At 69.0% G+C, this 17270-nt stretch carries 14 protein-coding genes, 3 pseudogenes and 1 riboswitch; of the genes and pseudogenes, 9 read left to right on the forward strand and 8 right to left on the reverse strand.

The genetic code is table 11. From position 1 onward, the window contains the following. Positions 1-158: 158 nt before the first annotated feature. The 5 genes from H3H54_RS01145 to H3H54_RS01165 all read left to right on the forward strand — a co-directional run bounded on the left by H3H54_RS01145 (position 159) and on the right by H3H54_RS01165 (position 5155). The gene (locus H3H54_RS01145; protein WP_262425177.1) at positions 159-1835 is read left to right on the forward strand and encodes an extracellular solute-binding protein; all 1677 of its coding nucleotides are present in this window, start codon (positions 159-161) and stop codon (positions 1833-1835) included. Positions 1836-1869: 34 nt separating this feature from the next. Further along, the gene (locus H3H54_RS01150; RefSeq protein ID WP_262425178.1) at positions 1870-2844 is read left to right on the forward strand and encodes a sugar ABC transporter permease; all 975 of its coding nucleotides are present in this window, start codon (positions 1870-1872) and stop codon (positions 2842-2844) included. A gap of 8 nt (positions 2845-2852) precedes the next feature. Beyond that, complete coding sequence (locus tag H3H54_RS01155) at positions 2853-3779, forward strand: carbohydrate ABC transporter permease (protein WP_262426365.1); 927 nt, start codon at positions 2853-2855, stop codon at positions 3777-3779. A 93-nt stretch (positions 3780-3872) separates the two neighbouring features. Further along, complete coding sequence (locus tag H3H54_RS01160; RefSeq protein ID WP_262425179.1) at positions 3873-4844, forward strand: endo-1,4-beta-xylanase; 972 nt, start codon at positions 3873-3875, stop codon at positions 4842-4844. Beyond that, positions 4841-5155 carry an endo-1,4-beta-xylanase gene (locus tag H3H54_RS01165; protein WP_262425180.1) on the forward strand — a complete coding sequence of 105 codons (315 nt, stop codon included), beginning with the start codon at positions 4841-4843 and terminating at the stop codon, positions 5153-5155. Before H3H54_RS01160 ends, H3H54_RS01165 begins: the two co-directional genes overlap by 4 nt. Position 5156: 1 nt before the next feature. On the opposite strand, the gene H3H54_RS01170 is transcribed toward H3H54_RS01165, so the two are convergent. Genes H3H54_RS01170 through H3H54_RS01180 form a run of 3 tightly spaced genes read right to left on the reverse strand, consistent with a single transcriptional unit; the run spans position 5157 to position 8157 of the window. Continuing rightward, positions 5157-5774 (reverse strand): hypothetical protein, encoded by a 618-nt coding sequence (locus tag H3H54_RS01170; protein WP_262426366.1) that lies wholly within the window; start codon positions 5772-5774, stop codon positions 5157-5159. Further along, on the reverse strand, positions 5714-7177 hold the full coding sequence (locus tag H3H54_RS01175) for a hypothetical protein (protein WP_262425181.1): 1464 nt from the start codon (positions 7175-7177) through the stop codon (positions 5714-5716). The genes H3H54_RS01170 and H3H54_RS01175 overlap by 61 nt, the downstream gene beginning before the upstream one ends. After that, a complete protein-coding gene (locus H3H54_RS01180) occupies positions 7174-8157 on the reverse strand; it encodes an acetylxylan esterase (protein WP_262425182.1) in 984 nt (327 codons plus the stop codon). The genes H3H54_RS01175 and H3H54_RS01180 overlap by 4 nt, the downstream gene beginning before the upstream one ends. Positions 8158-8356: 199 nt before the next feature. Between H3H54_RS01180 and H3H54_RS01185 the strand changes: the two genes are divergently transcribed. After that, the gene (locus tag H3H54_RS01185; RefSeq protein ID WP_262425183.1) at positions 8357-9472 is read left to right on the forward strand and encodes a LacI family DNA-binding transcriptional regulator; all 1116 of its coding nucleotides are present in this window, start codon (positions 8357-8359) and stop codon (positions 9470-9472) included. Here H3H54_RS01185 and H3H54_RS01190 read toward each other — a convergent pair. From H3H54_RS01190 to H3H54_RS01200, 3 genes are all read right to left on the reverse strand, one after another. After that, on the reverse strand, positions 9435-9683 hold the full coding sequence (locus H3H54_RS01190; RefSeq protein WP_262425184.1) for a hypothetical protein: 249 nt from the start codon (positions 9681-9683) through the stop codon (positions 9435-9437). The genes H3H54_RS01185 and H3H54_RS01190 overlap by 38 nt on opposite strands. Positions 9684-9727: 44 nt before the next feature. Then, positions 9728-11224, reverse strand: coding sequence for an extracellular solute-binding protein (locus tag H3H54_RS01195; protein ID WP_262425185.1), 1497 nt, complete (start codon positions 11222-11224; stop codon positions 9728-9730). A 244-nt stretch (positions 11225-11468) separates the two neighbouring features. Further along, entirely contained in the window at positions 11469-12653 is a 1185-nt protein-coding gene (locus H3H54_RS01200; protein WP_262425186.1) for an ROK family protein, read from the reverse strand. A 142-nt stretch (positions 12654-12795) separates the two neighbouring features. On the opposite strand from H3H54_RS01200, the pseudogene xylA reads away from it, so the two are divergent. Continuing rightward, a pseudogene (gene xylA / locus H3H54_RS01205) lies at positions 12796-13987 on the forward strand (xylose isomerase). Between the two features lie 126 nt (positions 13988-14113). Next, positions 14114-15500, forward strand: a pseudogene (gene xylB / locus H3H54_RS01210) (xylulokinase). A 37-nt stretch (positions 15501-15537) separates the two neighbouring features. On the opposite strand, the gene H3H54_RS01215 reads toward xylB, so the two are convergent. Both H3H54_RS01215 and H3H54_RS01220 read right to left on the reverse strand, forming a co-directional pair. After that, a complete protein-coding gene (locus H3H54_RS01215; protein WP_262425187.1) occupies positions 15538-15810 on the reverse strand; it encodes a hypothetical protein in 273 nt (90 codons plus the stop codon). A 145-nt stretch (positions 15811-15955) separates the two neighbouring features. After that, on the reverse strand, positions 15956-16078 hold the full coding sequence (locus H3H54_RS01220; protein WP_262425188.1) for a hypothetical protein: 123 nt from the start codon (positions 16076-16078) through the stop codon (positions 15956-15958). 123 nt (positions 16079-16201) lie between these two features. Continuing rightward, positions 16202-16294, forward strand: a riboswitch (TPP riboswitch). Between the two features lie 235 nt (positions 16295-16529). Between H3H54_RS01220 and H3H54_RS01225 the strand changes: the two are divergent. Next, positions 16530-17257 (forward strand): annotated as a pseudogene (locus H3H54_RS01225) (3-oxoacyl-ACP reductase); the annotation flags it as partial. Positions 17258-17270 lie beyond the last annotated feature (13 nt).

The following is a 17270-nucleotide window of genomic DNA, read 5'->3' on the forward strand; positions in this document are numbered from 1 at the left end:
GGAGTCGCAGACGAGAGGTTCACCCGTCCCGCTCGGTCGGGTCGTCTCCACGGTGACGTGGAGGCACCCGAGCGTGGACGCCCCGCAGCACCGGTTCGATTCGCTTCGCCCCTCGCCGCACCATCCGGTCCGGCTTTGACCCTCATGAGGAGACGGCAATGACCACGCCCCGCCCCTTCCCTTTCGCCCCGACCCGACGCAGCTTCGTCGGACTCTCCGCTGCGGCCTTCGCCACGGTGGCGCTGGCAGCCTGCGGGTCCAACTCCGCTGAGGAGGTCGACGTCGAGAGCCAGAACGTCGGCGCGATGGATGACTACGCCGCGGACACCCAGTTCAAGGCCACCGAGCCGATCCAGGTCAGCATGCTGTGGACCGACTGGCCCGAGGTCCCCGTCGAGGACTCCTGGCGGCTCTTCGAGCACATCAAGGAGATCACGAACGTCGAGATCACGCTGACGCACATCCCCTTCAGCGATGCGACCGAGAAGCGCAGCCTCCTCATCAGCGCCGGCGACGCCCCCACGCTGATCCCGCTGGTCTACACCGGTGAGGACGCCCCGTTCGTCTCCTCGGGCGCCGTGGTCCCGCTCAGCGACTTTGCGGACAAGATGCCCAACTTCCAGAAGTACGTCGAGGAGTGGGACCTCGCCGAGATGATCAACAACCTCAAGCAGGAGGACGGCAAGTACTACATGGTGCCGGGCCTGCAGGAGGTCTCGGTCCCCGTCTTCAGCCTCGTCGTGCGCAAGGACGTCTTCGAAGACGTCGCAGGCGGGGTGCCGAACACCTGGGAGGAGCTCCACGAGGCACTCAAGCTCATCAAGGAGGAGTACCCGGACTCCGTCCCGCTCGCCGACGGCTTCGAGGCTCAGTCCATGCTCAACTACGCCGCTCACGCCTTCGGCACCAAGGCCGGCTGGGGCTTCGGCGACGGTGCGATCGAGGGTGCCGACGGCAAGCTCACCTACGTCGCGACCACCGACGAGTACAAGCAGCTGGTGGAGTACTTCCGCGGTCTGGTCGAGGACGGCCTGCTGGACAGGGAGTCCCTCACCGAATCGAACGACGGCAGCGGAGCCGCCGGCGTCGACGAGAAGTTCGCCAATGAGTCGTGCTTCGCCGCTTCCGGGTCCTCCGGCACGGCGATCGAATTCGCCACGGCGCTCAACGAGACCGTGGGCGAGGGCAACTTCTCCGTCGGCCTCATCCCGCCGCCCGCCGGTCCCGCCGGCGACAAGGTCGAGCCCCGCAACTTCTGGCACGGATTCATGCTCAGCTCGGAGATCACGAAGTCCGAGAACTTCCTGGCCACGCTGCAGTTCGTCGACTGGCTCTACTTCAACCCCGATGCTCGCGAGATGCTGCGCTGGGGCGAGAAGGACGTGCACTACACCAAGGCCGAGGACGACACCATCGAGCTGATGGACGGGTTCTCCCTGGATGACTACGCGATCAACACCGGGGCCGGCACCGACATCAAGATCGATCTCGGGTTCTCCACCTTCCCGGCCGAGTCCTCCGAGTCCCGGGCGCTGAAGGAGTCCTACAGCACCCCGGAGTTCGTCGAGTACATCGACGACGTCCTGACCACGCGGACCCCGCGCGATCCGTTCCCGCCCACGCCGATGGACGAGACCGAGCTTGAGCAGGCCTCGCTGCTGGCCACTCCGATCAAGGACTCCGTGGATACCGCGACCCTGCAGTTCATCATGGGCGAGCGCGATATGAGCGAATGGGATTCCTTCCTCGGCGAGCTGGAGGCGGCGGGCGTGCCGCGCTACCTCGAGCTGCTCAACAACACCGCGCGCGATCGCTTCGTCGAGGCGAACGGGTGAGCGGCGCTGAGACACTGAGGGAGGAGCTGAGGACATGACTCTGGCGGAGTCCCAGCAGGTCGCGGCGCAGGAGTCTGCGCCGCGACCCGCGGTCCTGAAACCGAGGCCGGGAGGGTGGAAGAGGGCGCTCAAGCGAGATTGGCCGCTGTACAGCCTCGCGATCGCGCCGCTGATCTTCCTGGCGATCTTCCGATACCTGCCGATGCTTGGCAACGTGATCGCCTTCCGGCGCTTCCGGGCCGGCGGCAGCATCTTCGGCGATGAGTGGGTCGGGATGCTCTACGTGGATATGTTCATCCACGATCCCGCCTTCTGGAACGTCTTCACGAACACGGCGATCATCGGCGGCATGACCCTGGTGGTCTGCTTCCCGCTGCCGATCATCCTCGCGTTGATGCTCAACGAGGTGCGGCGCACGCACTTCAAGCGGATCGTGCAGTCGATCAGCTACCTGCCGCACTTCCTCTCGGTCGTGATCGTGGTGGGCATGGTCTACCAGCTGCTCTCCCTGCAGGGCACTGTCAACCAGATCGCCGAGGCCTTCGGTGGGGACGCGGTCTCGTTCCTCCAGAAGCCCGAGTGGTTCCGGTTCATCTACGTGGCCTCCGAGGCCTGGCAGACCGTCGGCTGGGGCACGATCCTGTACCTCGCCGCGCTGACCGCCGTGGACGACCAGCTCTACGAGGCGTCCCGCATCGACGGTGCCAACCGCTGGCAGCAGACCTGGCACGTCACGATCCCGGGGATCCGGCCGACGATGGTCACCCTGCTGATCCTCAACATCGGCAACTTCCTGAACGTCGGGTTCGAGAAGGTCCTGCTGCTGTACAACCCCATGACCTATTCCACCGGTGACGTGATCTCGACGTACCTGTACCGAGTGGGTCTGGTGTCCAACAACCTCAGCTATGCGGCGGCCATCGGCCTGTTCCAGGCGATCATCGGATTCGCGATGGTCATGTCCGCCAACTACATCTCGAAGCGATTGGTGGGGACGAGCCTGTGGTGATCGAAGCAATGGCCCCGGACGCACCCCGCCCGGCGCCCGTGACAGCCCGAACCTCCCGGATCAAGGACTCCACCTCATACAAGGTGTTCACGGTCGTGAACATGACCGTGCTCGTGCTGATGTGCGCGTTGATGCTCTACCCGTTCATCATGCTGCTGGCCCAGTCGTTCAGCTCCGCGGGGGCGATCAACGCGGGGAAGGTCAACCTCTTCCCCGTCGACTTCAACCTCGACACCTATAAGGCAGTCGCCAACAACAGCAACTTCTGGCGCACCTACGGCAACACCGTGGTCTACACCCTCATCGGCACCACCATCGCGATGGTGCTGACCACGACCTACGCCTATGTGCTCTCGAAGAAGCATCTCAAGGGGCGCGGCCTGCTCATCGGCATCGCCGTGTTCACGATGTTCTTCAACGGCGGCATCGTTCCGAACTACGTGCTCATCTCCTCGCTGGGGATGAAGAACACCATGTGGGCGGTGATCCTCCCGCCGGCGCTGTCGGTCTTCAACCTCCTGGTCATGAAGGCGTTCTTCGAGAACCTGCCCAACGAGCTGGAGGAGGCCGCGCACATCGATGGCCTCAGCTGGTTCGGGATCTTCTTCCGGATCGTGATGCCGCTGTCCAAGGCGGTGATCGCCACGATGGTGCTGTTCTACTCGGTGCAGTACTGGAACGACTGGTTCGCGGCCTTCCTCTACCTGGACCGCACCGACCTGTTCCCGGTGACGCTGTTCCTGAGGAACCTCATAGCCGGAGCCTCGACGGCGGCCTCCGAGGGCGCTGCGGCCTCCGGCTCCACCGTGAGCGACATCAACGCCAACATCCAGTCGGTCACGATGATCCTGATCTTGATCCCCATCCTGTGCGTGTACCCGTTCGTGCAGCGGTACTTCGTCTCGGGGATCATGCTCGGCTCCGTCAAGGGCTGAGCCCCAGCGCCCCGTCGCCCCCCCGTGGCCGCGGGGCGCTCGCACGAGCAATACACCCATGCAGGACCAGATGTTGACGTCGAAGGAGACACCATGAGACGCCGCCAGATCCTCACCGCCGGAGCGGTCGCCACCACGCTCGCCGCCGCGGCCCCGGCAGCCATCGCCGCTCCGGGCGGGGGCGGAGGCCCGAAGAAGCCTCCGGGCAACGGACGCAGCAAGCCCCCGGGCCTGGCCAAGAAGGACAACCTCGCCTTCGCCGCCGGGGACACGCTGAAGATCGGCTGCGCCGTCGCCGGCGGTGGGCACCACACGGACGAGAACTACCCGGACCCGTTCACCAGCGACCAGCCCTACCGCGAGGTGCTCGCGAGCGAGTTCACCTCGCTCTCGGCCGAGAACCAGATGAAGTGGGACCACCTGCGCCCCGCGCCGGACACCTACGACTTCACCGACGCCGACGCGATCGCAGACTTCGCCGAGGCCAACGGCCAGGTGGTGCGCGGACACACCCTGATGTGGCACAGCCAGAACCCCGAGTGGATCGAGCAGGGCGACCACACCCCGGAGCAGCTGCGCGAGATCCTCAAGGACCACATCTTCACGGTGGCCGGTCGCTACGCGGGCCGCATGCAGCAGTGGGACGTCGTCAACGAGATCTTCGACGACAACGCCGAGCTGCGCACGACCGGGAACATCTGGATCCGTGAGCTGGGCCCGGAGATCATCGCCGACTGCTTCCGTTGGGCGCACGAGGCCGATCCGGAGGCGCTGCTGTTCTTCAACGACTACAACGTCGACGGCATCAACGCCAAGAGCGACGCCTACTACGCGCTCATCGTGGACCTCCTCGCCGACGGCGTCCCGGTCCACGGCTTCTCCACCCAGGGGCACCTGTCGCTGCGCTACGGGTTCCCCGACGACCTCGCCGACAACCTCCAGCGGTTCGCCGACCTCGGGCTGCAGACAGCCGTCACCGAGCTCGACGTGCGGATGGATGTGGCCGAGGGGGAGGCGCGACGCCTGAGCAGCTCGAGCAGCAGGCCGACTACTACCGCCGTGTGACCGAGGCGGCGCTGTCCGTCGAGGGCTGCTCCTCGCTCACCCTGTGGGGCGTGCTGGACAAGTACTCGTGGGTGCCGGTGACCTTCCCCGGTGAGGCCGCGGCGACCGTGCTGTGGGACGACTTCTCCCGCAAGCCCGCCTACTACGCGGTCCAGGACGCGCTCGCCGAGGCGAGCGGACGCGGGGCATCCGGCGCTGCGGCGCTGACCGACGCCTCCGAGGCGTCTCGAGCAGGACCCATGCGGGGGCGGTGCCACGGCGCCGCCCCCGTTCTGCTGCGCGCTGGTCAGTGGATCGGGTCAGTGGAGTGAGTCAGTAGATCGGGCGGCCGCTGGCGTCAGGGATCCCGGAGGCGCGGAAGAAGTAGGTGCGCAGCTGATCGCGCCACTCCTCGGCCGAGCGCTCCTGCTTGCGCAGCAGCTGCGTCACCCGTGCATGCAGAGCCGCGGGGACGCGGCCCTCGAGCTGCTGCCAGCGCGGGCGCAGCGTGAGCACCTGCTCGAAGGCGTCGGCCCGGGAGTCGTAGATGTGCTGGATGACCGTCTTCCCGCTGTGCAGGCGGTGCGTGTACGGCACGTGATGGAAGAACAGCAGCAGCTCATCGGGGCAGGTCTCCGCCGACTCGTAGAGCGAGGCCCACGGTTCGGGGTACAGCCCCGCGAAACCGGTGCCGGTCGCGACGGTGCGATCCACGCCGATGCCGTCACGGTCCGCGAAGTGATAGGTGCCCCACGGGGTGTACTCGTAGCCGTCCACGTCGGGCCCGTAGTGATGGCCCGGGCGCACCATGAACCCCACCCCGAGCGGAGCGGTGTACTGCTCGTACAGCAGCCACGACCCGGCCAGCAGCTCCTGCAGCACCTCCCCGATCAGGGGATCGGAGCCGAAGGTCGCCGCGATCCACTCCTCCAGGATCTGCTCGGGAGGCAGCTCCGCGTCCCAGGCGAGCCGCCCCCCAGTGCGAACAGGTTCGCCTGCGCGAGCGGGTGCCCGGTCCAGAACTCGTCGGATCCGACGTTCGAGACCGCGACCACCCCGCCGGGACGCTCCGCGGTGCCGGCGACGATCTGAGCGAGCGTCGCAGCGCCGGAGCCGGGATCGCCGAAGGGGAAGCGGAGGTTCTCGCTCCACCACGGCGCGAGGTAGCACAGGTGCTTCTGCTGCCCGGTGTACTCCTGGGTGACCTGCAGCTCGACCGCGAGGCGGGTGCGGGGCATCGCCCCGATCACCGGAGAGACGGCCTCACGGGTCTGGAAGTCCATGGGGCCGTGCTTGACCTGCACGATCACGTTGTCGTCGAAGCGGCCGTCCAGCGGCGCGAAGTGGTCGTGGGCGGCGCGGGCGCGGTCCGTGCGGCGGTCGCGCCAGTCCTGATGATGGTCGTAGACGAACGCCCTCCAGAACACCTCGCCGCCGTGCGGGGCCAGGGCGCGGGCCAGCAGGTTCGCGCCGTCGGCATGATCACGGCCGTAGGCGAAGGGCCCGGGCTGCCCCTCGGAGTCGGCCTTGACCACGAAGCCGCCGAAGTCGGGGATCTGCGCATAGACCGCGTCGGCCGCCTGGCGCCACCAGTCCTGCACCTCGATGTCCAGGGGGTCGGAGATCTCCAGGCCGCCCAGCAGGATCGGGGAGGCGAAGGAGACCGACAGCAGCACCGAGATGCCCTGCGCCCGGAAGATCTCCGCGAGGCGGGCCACCTGGTCCAGCCGGGTCGTGAGCAGGGTGGCCTCATGGGCGTGGACGTTGACGTTGTTGAGCGCGACGCGGTTGATGCCGATCGAGCCCAGCAGCTGTGCGTAGTGCTCCACGCGTGTCAGATCGGTGCGCAGCTCGCCGTGCTCGTAGAACAGGGAGCCTCCTGCGTAACCGCGTTCGACCTGCCCCATCACGGGGTGGACGGTCATGTTGTCCCAGTGATCGAGCATCCGGATCGCGTGCGCGGGGGAGTGGACGCTCCAGTCGCCGTCCGCTGTGCCTCCCGTGCCTCGCAGCACGGCGTAGAAGCCGTACAGCAGGCCCCGGCCCCCGCCTCCGACCAAGGTGAGGTGCTCGCCGTCGGTCCGCAGAGCGAAGGCCTCGGCGCCCGCCGCCTCGAGTTCGTCGAGCACCTCCGTGCCTGTGCCCTCCGCACGGGCTGCGGTCAGGTCGTACAGGGCCAGGGATCCGGGCGCGCCCTCCGCGAGGGAGCGCAGCCGCGTGATCTCGGAGCCGACGGTGGCCGCGAGCGGCCCGTCGGCGTGCAGGTGCACCTCGCGGGGCAGGCGCGCGGCGGCGTGTTCACCGAACCAGGCGAGGTGAGCGAGGTCAGCGAGGTCAGCGGGGGCGGTGCTCACAGGCGCCCGCGCAGCCAGTCGAGCTGACGGCGCTGCTGAGCAGGCCCGCCGCCCTCATGGTTGTTGTACGGGTAGACGACGATCTCGCGCTCCGGGTCCGTGTCGGTGGCGCTGCCGTAGAGGTTGTAGGCGGCGAACACGGTCGAGGGCGGGCAGATGACATCGCGCAGCGCGACCGAGAACATCGCGGGTGCGGTCGCCCGGCGCCCCAGGTGCAGGGCGTCGACGTAGGACAGAGTGCGGAAGGTCTGCTCCTCGAGGCCCCGGTGGACAGCCAGGTAGCGCACGATCTCCTGGTACGGGTCGGCGTCGGTGATCTCGACCGCGCGGCGCATGTGAGTCAGGAACGGGACGTTGGTGAGCAGGGCGTCGACGTCGGGCACGAGGCCCGCAGCCCCGAGCGCGAGTCCGCCGCCCTGGCTGTTGCCGGTGACCGCAACGCGGCCATCCGCCCCGGGCAGCGCCCGGGCGGCATCGACGGCGCGGGCAGCATCGGTGAACAGACGGGTCAGGTATGCGGTGTGCGGGGAGGTGATGCCGCGGGTCATCACTCCGGGTGCAGCCGGGCCGGATCCGGCCGGGTCGGCGGTGTGGCCGCCCGCTCCCCAGCTGGAGCCCTGCCCCCGTGTGTCCATCACCAGGTGGCCGTAACCGGCGCCCGCGAAGGCCAGGCGCTCGAGCGGCTCGCCGCGGCCACCGCCGTAGCCGAGGTACTCGACCACCACCGGCAGCTCCGCCTCGACTCCGGCGGGCCGGTTGTACCAGGCGCGCACAGGGGAGCCGTCATGGCCGGCGAAGGTGACGTCCCAGGTCCGGATCAGGGTGAGGCCGTTCTCCACCGGCTCGATCGAGAGAATCGGGGAGGACGCGGTGCGGGCACGGGAGAGGGTCTCGTCCCAGAAGGGCATGAGGTCCTCGGGCTCGCTGAGCTGCGGGCGGTAATCCCGCAGCGAGTCGAGGGGCATGTCGAACAGCGCCATGCGGGCGGCCTCCACGGTGAGGACCGGGCGGAGCCTGACTCCTGCACCGGTAGGCGAAACTGGCATGAAACACTACTGAAAGTTACGTCGTGGTTTAGGCTAAGGCTGGCGGAGGGGCCGGTCAAGGCCTGCCCATGCGGGTACCGTTCGACGAGATGCACCGGGGTCGGTGCGTCCGGATCAGGGGAGAGGTGAGGACATGGCGCAGAACGAGACGCGGAGCGAACGCGTCACCTTGAAGGATGTGGCGGAGAAGGCCGGGGTCTCCCTGGCGACCGCCTCCAAGGTGATGAACGGGCGAGCGGACGTGCGCCAGGCGACGCGCGAGACCGTCGCGCAGGCCGCACGCGACCTGGGTTACGAGCCCAAGCGTCGCGACACCGACCGTCGGCGCTCCGCACTGATCCACTTCGACACCCTCACCAGCCCCTATTCGCTCCAGGTGCTCGAGGGGGCGGAGCAGGCCGCGCATCGCGCCGGCGTGGACCTGCTGGTGATCAGCGGCGATCAGACCCCCGCCGGGCTCACCCGCGCCTGGATGGCGGATGCCGCCGCCCGCGGGGTCGAGGGCGTGATCCTGGTGACCACTCCGATCGGCGCCCAGCACGCACGATGGAGCAAGGATCTCCGCCTGCCGCTGATCGCGATCGACCCGGTCTCCATCGATCCGGACGTCAACGGCATCGTCACCATCTCCGCCACCAACTGGGAGGGTGGCAGCACGGCCGTCCAGCACCTCCTGGACCTTGGGCACCGCCGGATCGGCGTGCTCGCCGGGCCGAAGGACTCGGTGCCCGCCCGCCAGCGCGTCCAGGGCTACCACTCCGCGCTCGGCTCGGCCGGAGTGGTGTGGGAACGCGACCTCATCGAGCACGGGAACTTCTCCTACGAGGACGGGCAGAAGGGCGCCGAGCGCCTGCTGCAGCTGCCCGAGCCGCCGACTGCGATCTTCGCCGTGGCCGACACCCTCGCCGTCGGCGCCCTGCGGGCCGCCCGCCGGCAGGGCATCGACGTGCCCGAGCAGCTCAGCGTGATCAGCTTCGACGACACGATGATCGCCCAGTGGACCCATCCGCAGCTGACCGCCGTGCGGCAGCCGCTGTTCTCGATGGGACAGGTCGCGATCGAACGCCTGCTCGCGCTGTCCTCGGACCCCGGGCTGTTCGCCCACCCCTTCAAGCTGGAGACCCACCTCATCGAGCGTGAGTCCACTGCAGCCCCCGGGGCGACGACGCCTGATCCCGCCCGGCGGCCCGGCGGCCCGTCGGCCCGGCGGCTCAGGACTGTTCGACGAAGCGGTCCCGTGCGCTGTTGATCAGCTCGACGTAGGAGTCCAGGCCGCTGGCCTCGAGCTCGGCATGGAACGTCTCCCACTCCCCGAGGTCCCGCTCGCCGACGATGAACTGCAGCGTGTTGGTGTCCACCATGTCCTTCAGCGGGGTCGCCATCAGCGAGGCCTGCTCGAGCTCCGCCTCCTCGAGCGGTGCCGGCGCCCACGGCGGCATCGACTCCAGGTTCTCCACCACCCCGTCGACGAAGGTGGAGAACGCTTCGGAGTTGTACGACTCCTTCAGCGCCCGGGACTCCGTGGCCTCGGCGAGGAACGTCGAGAAGCCCAGGTCCTTGAGGATGTCGGTTCCGGCGCGCCCGTGTTCAGGTCGAAGGAGTCGAGGGAGTGGCCCTCGGCGAGCTCGATGGTGCCGTCCTCCGCCTTCGTATAGGTTTCGCCCTCGACGCCCCAGCGCAGCATCTCGCGCGCTTCGGGATTGAAGTACAGCCAGTCCAGGAACTGCAGGATCGCCAGGAAGTTCTCCGATTCCGCGATCTGCGAGCCGAGCATGAAGCCGTGCCAGAAGTTGCGCGGGCCCATGAGGTTGCCGGCCGGTCCGGCAGGCGGCGGGATCAGCTGGAGGTCGTAGTTGCCGCGTCCGACGGTCTCGTCGAGCGCCTGCGCGAACTCGATCGCCGTGCCGGAGGAGCCCGAGGCGGCGAAGCAGGTCTCGGCCGCGAACTTCTCCACCACCCCGCCGGCGCCGCTGCCGTCGTTCGCTGCGGTGAGCGTCTCGGGATCCAGCAGCCCCTCCTGGACGAGCGTGCGGTAGTACTCGAGCATCGAGCGGTATTCGTCCGTGGTCGCGGCGTAACGGAGGGGTTCGCCGTCCTGGCCGCCGATCATGCCGTCCCCGAAGCCCCAGCCGGCGCGCGTGCCGAAGGCGTATCCGCCGTAGTTGATCAGCGACTGCCCCTCGAAGCCGTCGGCCAGGGGGAGCGAATCGGGGTATTTCTCCTTGATGAGCGCGAGCCCCTCATGCACCTCCTCCCAGGTGGAGGGGATCCCGATGCCCACGTCCTCCCAGACGTCCGTGCGGATGATCAGCGAGAAGGAGGGGACCCAGACCTCCTGCAGGCCCGGGAGCATGTAGTACTTCCCGTCGGCCTGGCGCAGGTTCTCCATCATCTCGCCGAGGTCCCACTCCTCCACATACTTGCGGAAGTGGGGCATGTGCTCGATGTAGTCGCTCATCGGCAGGATCGCGCCGGAGGCGACGAACGGGGTCTCGTCCCCGCGGTAGATCAGCGGGATGACACTGGGGGCATCACCGGCGCTGATCAGCAGGCTGCGCTTCTCCACGGAGTCGCTGAAGGGCACATGGGTGAGCTCGATCCGGATATTCGTCAGCTCCTCGATGCGGTCGAAGACCTGCCACGTCTCCGTGACCGGCTGCTCGGGCCAGTCCGTCCACAGCATCGACACGGTGATCGGTTCAGTCGCCGTGAACTGCTGTCCCGCCTCGTACGAGTCCATCGCGCCGACGTCCAGCGAGGCGGCGTCGATCTGCTCCTCCGCAGAGCCGCCGCAGGCGGTCAGGGCGAGAGAGCCGGCGGCCGCGGCGGTCAGCCCGACGAAAGCGCGACGGCTGGTGAGCGATGGGGGAAGGGGCGGCAGGGGGTGGTCATCAGTGACTCCCGGTGTGTGGAGGGGCCCGGCAGGGATGAGCGGGGCGTGATCGACGTCGGCGGGGGACGTGCGGGATGCAGTGCGCCGGAGCCGCGGAACGGCGTCCATGCCATTCCCTGCCCCGACATTCCCGGAGAAACATTTCCGAAAAGATTTAACTCGAATGCCGACAACGCCAGGCTATTCAGCCTGCAGTCAGGCGTCAAGGATGTGGGCGGCCTTGCGGTGCCGCTGAGCGAAGGGGCAGGTCAGAGACTTGTGCTCAGACGGTGCGCTCAGGCGTCGTCCGAAATGTTTAGCGAAACAATGTACTCGGCGAGAATCCCCGCGGAGTGATCTCTGTGTTCCGGACTCAGTGGGATCGAGGTGAGGTGCGCCCGATCCAGGCCCCCGGCGCGTTGAACACCGGCTGCAGCGCCGCCCGCGCCGCCCCGCGCAGGGCCGGATCCGCATGGCCGTCCGAACGCTCGATCAGCACCGGTCCGGCCTCGACCGCGAGGGCGTGCTGCTCGACCGTCTCCCGGATCACCGGCTCCAGCTCGTCCGCGATCGGGGCGAGGTATCCCGAGAGCACCACGGTGGTCAGATCCAGCACGTTCAAGGCGTTGGCGATCGCGAGCCCCAGGGAGCGGCCGATCATCCCGATCACCTCGGCGCGGTCGCTGCGGAGGGAGAGCGCCTCCACCAGGTCCTCGATGAGCACGTCGTCGCCGAGCCCCGCCCGCTCGCGCAGCGCGTGGTACGAGACGTAGGCCTCCAGGCAGCCCTGCCGACCGCAGCGACAGGTGGCGCCGCCCGGCTCGATGACCGTGTGCCCGAACTCGCCGGCCCAGCCGTGCGTGCCGGTCATCAGGGCGCCGTCGAGCACGACGGCACCGCCGATGCCGGTCGAGCCGCGCAGGTAGATGAAGGATTCGCCGGGGCGATGGTCGATCTCGGTGAGGACAGACAGGCGGTTGTCGTTCTGTGCCCGCACGGACAGGCCCGCCAGCTCCGGATGGGCGAGCAGTCGCCCCACCAGCGGCACTTCGGTCCAGTCGAGGTTCGGCGCCGAGAGGACCCGGCCGTCGTCCGGGGCGATACGGCCGGGGACGGCCACGACCACCTCCACGACGGGCAGGTCGCCCGCCTCGGCGCGCACCCTCCCCAGCAGCTCGGCGGCGAGATCGATCGCGTCTTCGGCGGAGCTCGCCGTGACCTTCCGGTATTCGATCTGATGGCTGAGCACCTCGCCGGCCAGGTCGATGCCGAGGCAGGCGACGTGGTCCGCGGCGATCTCCAGCCCGATCGCCAGCAGGGTGCCGCGGGCAGGGGTCAGCGGCACCATCGGCCGCCCGGCACCCGCGGAGATCGGCTCGCCCTCTTCGACCAGCGAGGCGTTGACCAGCTCTTCGACCAGCTTGGAGACGGTCGGCTTGGTGAGCCGGGTGCGCTTGGCGAGCCCGGCACGGGAGATCGGGGCGGCGGAGGTGGAGGCGGCTGCTAGCGCGGCGAGGACCGTCGACAGGTTGTGCTCGCGCAGATGTGCGGACTGCACCTGTGCCCCCTTCGATGGCTCCGGACGGGGCGGCTGTGGCGCGGAACCCCGAAATTTCTGTGAACAGCTTGGCATGCCGACGTTAGTTACGGTAACTTACTAACAACGGCGCACCGCCGACCAACGACGAAGGAGCCTTCTGATGACTGCCCCCACCCCCACCCGCGACGACAAGTTCTCCTTCGGTCTGTGGACCACCGGATGGCAGGCCCAGGACCAGTTCGGTTCCGCCACCCGCCCGCCGCTGGAGCTGGCCACCCACGTGCGCAAGCTCGCCGAGCTCGGCGCCTGGGGCTTCACCTTCCACGACAACGACATCGTGCCCTTCGACGCCACCCCGCAGGAGCGTCAGGCGATCATCGATCAGTTGAAGAAGGTCACCGAGGAGACCGGCCTGGTGATCGAGATGGTCACCACCGACACCTTCGCCCACCCCGTCTTCAAGGACGGCGCCTTCACCTCCAACGACCGCTCCGTGCGCCGCTTCGGCCTGCGCAAGGTGCTCGCCAATGTGGACCTCGCCGCTGAGCTCGGCGCGACCACCTTCGTGATGTGGGGCGGCCGTGAGGGCTCCGAGTACGACGGTTCCAAGGACCTCATGGCCGCGCACCAGCGCTACGCCGAGGGCGTCGACACCGTCGCCGGGCATCAAGTCCAAGGGCTACGACCTGCGCATCGGCCTCGAGCCCAAGCCGAACGAGCCCCGCGGCAACATCTTCCTGCCCACCATCGGCCACGCACTCGCCTTCATCGAGCAGCTCGAGCACGGCGACATCGTGGGCATCAACCCCGAGACCGGCCACGAGCAGATGGCGACGCTGAACTACACCCACGGCCTCGCCCAGGCGCTGTGGGCGGAGAAGCTGTTCCACATCGACCTCAACGGCCAGCACGGCCCGATGTACGACCAGGACCTGGTGTTCGGCCACGGCGACCTGATCTCCGCCTTCTTCACCGTCGACCTGCTCGAGAACGGCTTCGCGTCGAAGCCCGGCGCCTACGAGGGTGCCCGTCACTTCGACTTCAAGCCCTCGCGCACCGAGCACGAGCAGGGTCAGTACGACTCCGCCGCGGCGAACATGGAGATGTACCTGATGCTCAAGGAGCGCGCCCTCGCGTTCCGTCAGGACTCCGAGGTCCAGGAGGCGATGAAGTACTCCGGCATCGAGGAGCTCGCCCAGTCCACCCTCGCCGAGGGCGAGACCCTGGACGACCTCATCGCGGACCGCTCCACCTTCGAGGATTTCGACGCCGACAAGGCCGGCGAGCGCAACTACGGCTTCGTGCGCCTGCAGCAGCTGGCCATGCAGCACCTGCTCGGCTTCCGCGCCTGAGTCGTCCCGGGCCCGGCACGTGCCGCCTCGGCTCGTGCCGGGCCCGACCCATGCCGGGCCCGTGACCTCTCCCCACGTCCGGCATATCCTCGCTCCCATCATCTCCACTGACGGAAAGGCCTCTCGATGGCACCCCTGGTCCTCGGCATCGACTCCTCCACCCAGGCCACCAAGGCCCTCCTCGTCGACGCGGAGTCCGGTGAGGTGCTCGAGGAGCGCCGCGCCGCCCATCCCGAGGGCACCGAGGTCGATCCTCGGGTCTGGCTCGCCGCGGTCGACGAGGCTGCCGGGCCGTTGCTCGAGCGGGCCGAGGCGGTGTCCGTCGGCGGCCAGCAGCACGGCATGGTGCTGCTCGACGCACAGGGCGAGGTGGTGCGTGACGCGCTGCTGTGGAACGACACCCGCTCCGCACCGCAGGCCGCTGCGCTGATCGAAGAGATGGGCGGGCCCGAGGCGTCGGTCGAGGAGATCGGCAGCCTGATGGTCGCCTCCTTCACCGCCTCGAAGCTGCGCTGGGTGCGCGACGAGGAGCCCGGGAACGCGAAGCGCGCCGCGAGCGTGCTGCTGCCCCACGACTACGTCTCCCGCCACCTCGCGGGCGGGGAGAGGCCTTCACCGATCGCGGTGACGCCTCCGGCACCGCCTACTACTCCACCGCCACCGAGGAGTGGAAGCCCGAGCTGGTCGAGCTCGCGCTGGGCCGCTCGCTCGAGCTGCCGCGCCTGCCCGGCTCGCCGCAGGAGGTCATGGCCCGCACCCCGCACGGTGCCGCTATCGCCGCCGGCACGGGCGACAACATGGGTGCGGCGCTCGGCCTGTCCCAGAGCGAGGGCGACGTCTCCGTCTCGATCGGCACCTCGGGCGTCTGCGCGATGGTCAGCCCCACCCGCCCGAACGATGCCAGCGGCACCGTCACCGGCTTCGCCGACGCCACCGGTCGCTTCCTGCCGATGACCACCACCATCAACGCCGCTCGCATCCTCGAGGCCGGCCGCACCCTGCTCGGCGTCTCCCACGAGGAGATGGCGCAGCTCGCGCTCGCGAGCGTGCCCGGCGCGCACGGCGTGACCCTGCTGCCCTACTTCGACGGCGAGCGCACCCCGAACCGGCCCGACGCCCGCGCCACGCTCACCGGCATGAGCACCGCCACCACCCGCGAGGACATCGCCCGCGCCTACGTCGAGGGTCTGCTGTGCTCGCTCGCCGACGGGATCGCGGCGCTCGAGGAGCGCACCGGCACCGCAGCCGCCGGCATCACCCTGATCGGCGGAGCGGCCCGCAGCGAAGCAGTCCAGCAGCTCGCCCCCGCGATCTTCGGCCGCGAGGTCACGCTCGCCCCGCCCGCCGAGTACGTCGCCCTCGGCGCCGCCCGCCAGGCCGCCTGGGCGCTCGCCGGCACCGAGGAGCCCCCGCCTGGGAGCTCACCGGCTCCCGGACCGTCGGCGGCGAGGCGACGCCCGAGGTGCTCGAGGCGTACCGCGCACTGAAGGAGCGCACCGAGAGCTGGGCGTGAGGAGCGCCGGGCCGGGACCCCTCACCGCTCCGCAGCCTCACGTCGTCGTCGCGAGGAACGACATGGTCGTCAGCAGCAGGGCGATCGCGCCCAGCGTGGCGCCCGTCGCCGAGGGGAGCAGCCGTGGGGCACGGCCTGCATCGTAATGCCCGACGCCGATGACCCCGAGGACGATCGCGAGCACAGCAACGGGCACTGCGAAGTAGTCCCCGATGACGGGGATCAGCGCGCAGAGGACGGCGAGGATGCCGAGGCTCAGCGCGTAGCCTCCGGCGCGAGGCGCCGGGCCGGCGGCGGGGTGCTCTTCCATGTCTCGCCCCTGCCCTTCGCGTGGGAAGGCTTCACTGTAGATGCCGTGCGGGCTCGAGAAGCCTCCCGACCGTCGGTTGCTTGGTCAGACGTTCCCGCGGGAACGTCTCGCAGCACGGTGCAAAATGTGCGGGACAGTGGGGGCATCAGCCGGCGTGCGGCGCGCTGAGGCGGAGGGTCAGCGTGAGCGGGAGAGAGGATCTCGCAGGAATCAGCAGCACCTCGCCGCCGGGCTCGTCGGTCGCACCGAGGAAGGTGGATAAACGCACCCGTCCGTCATGCGCTTTCCGTTGTGTCGCATCGTTCTAGGTGATTGCGTCTGTCAGGCTCGGTCGTCCGCCGCGCCGCGGTGGGGCGGCATCCCCGCAGCCGTGGATGTGTTGCTACCATCCATGATCGACACGGGGTGCCCCGACGGGGCTGAGATCACACCCGGTGAACCTGATCGAGTTCGTACTCGCGGAGGGATGTCGTCGATGAGCTGTGTGCTGCTGTGCTGCACGCCGTCGTCCCATGCACTGGTCCTCGCGGCGCAGGCCCCGCCTGCCGCGGCGGCGGAGGCGGCCTCGCTCCGTGCCCGAGCTGCTCGGACCCGACGATCAGGTCCTCGTGTCCGTTCCCGCGCGGTGCCGAGCCCCGGCACGGCACCGCTCCTCGCGCGTTGCGCTCCCACCCGCTGTGCGGCGGATGCGCTCGCCTGCCTGAAAGGACCGGCTGACCATGACCTCGCCGACCCTCGACCCCACCTCCCGCACCGTCCCCGCGATCGCTGAGCAGGTCGTTCTCGTCACCGGGGGCGCGCGCGGCCTCGGTCGCGCGCTCACCGAAGCCTTCCTGCGCAAAGGCGCTCGGGTCGTCATCAACCATCTCACCAGCGAGGACGCCGCGCATGACCTCGCCAGCCGCCACCCGGGCCGGGCCATCGCCGTCCGCGCCGACGTCCGGCACCGGGGCCAGGTCGAGACCCTGTTCGAGAGGGCCGAGGCTGAGTTCGGCCTCCCCGTCGGCACCGTCGTGAACAATGCCCTGCCCGGCTTCTCGTTCAACGGCGACGCCCGCGCCAAGGCGCACGAGATCGCCTACGATGCCTTCTCCGCGCAGTTCTCCGGCGCCGTGCAGGGCGCACTGAACACGATCCAGGCCGCGCTGCCCGGCTTCGCCCGGGCGGGCTCGGGGCGCGTCGTCAACGTCGGCACCAACCTGTTCCAGAACCCGGTCGTTCCCTATCACGACTACACCGCGGCGAAGGCGGCGCTCCTGGCGCTGACCCGCACCTTTGCCGCCGACCTCGGCCCGCGCGGCATCACCGTGAACATGGTCAGCGGCGGTCTGCTGCGCACCACCGACGCGAGCTCCGCGACCCCGGAGGCGGTCTTCGACGCGATCGCCGAGGGCACCCGTTGCAGTCGGTCACCACGCCCGCCGAGTTCGCCGACGCCGTGCTCTTCTTCGCCTCTCCCT

Origin of the sequence: Brachybacterium sp. Z12 (assembly GCF_014400405.1) — a bacterium.
In the GTDB taxonomy this organism is placed as follows: Bacteria; Actinomycetota; Actinomycetes; order Actinomycetales; family Dermabacteraceae; genus Brachybacterium.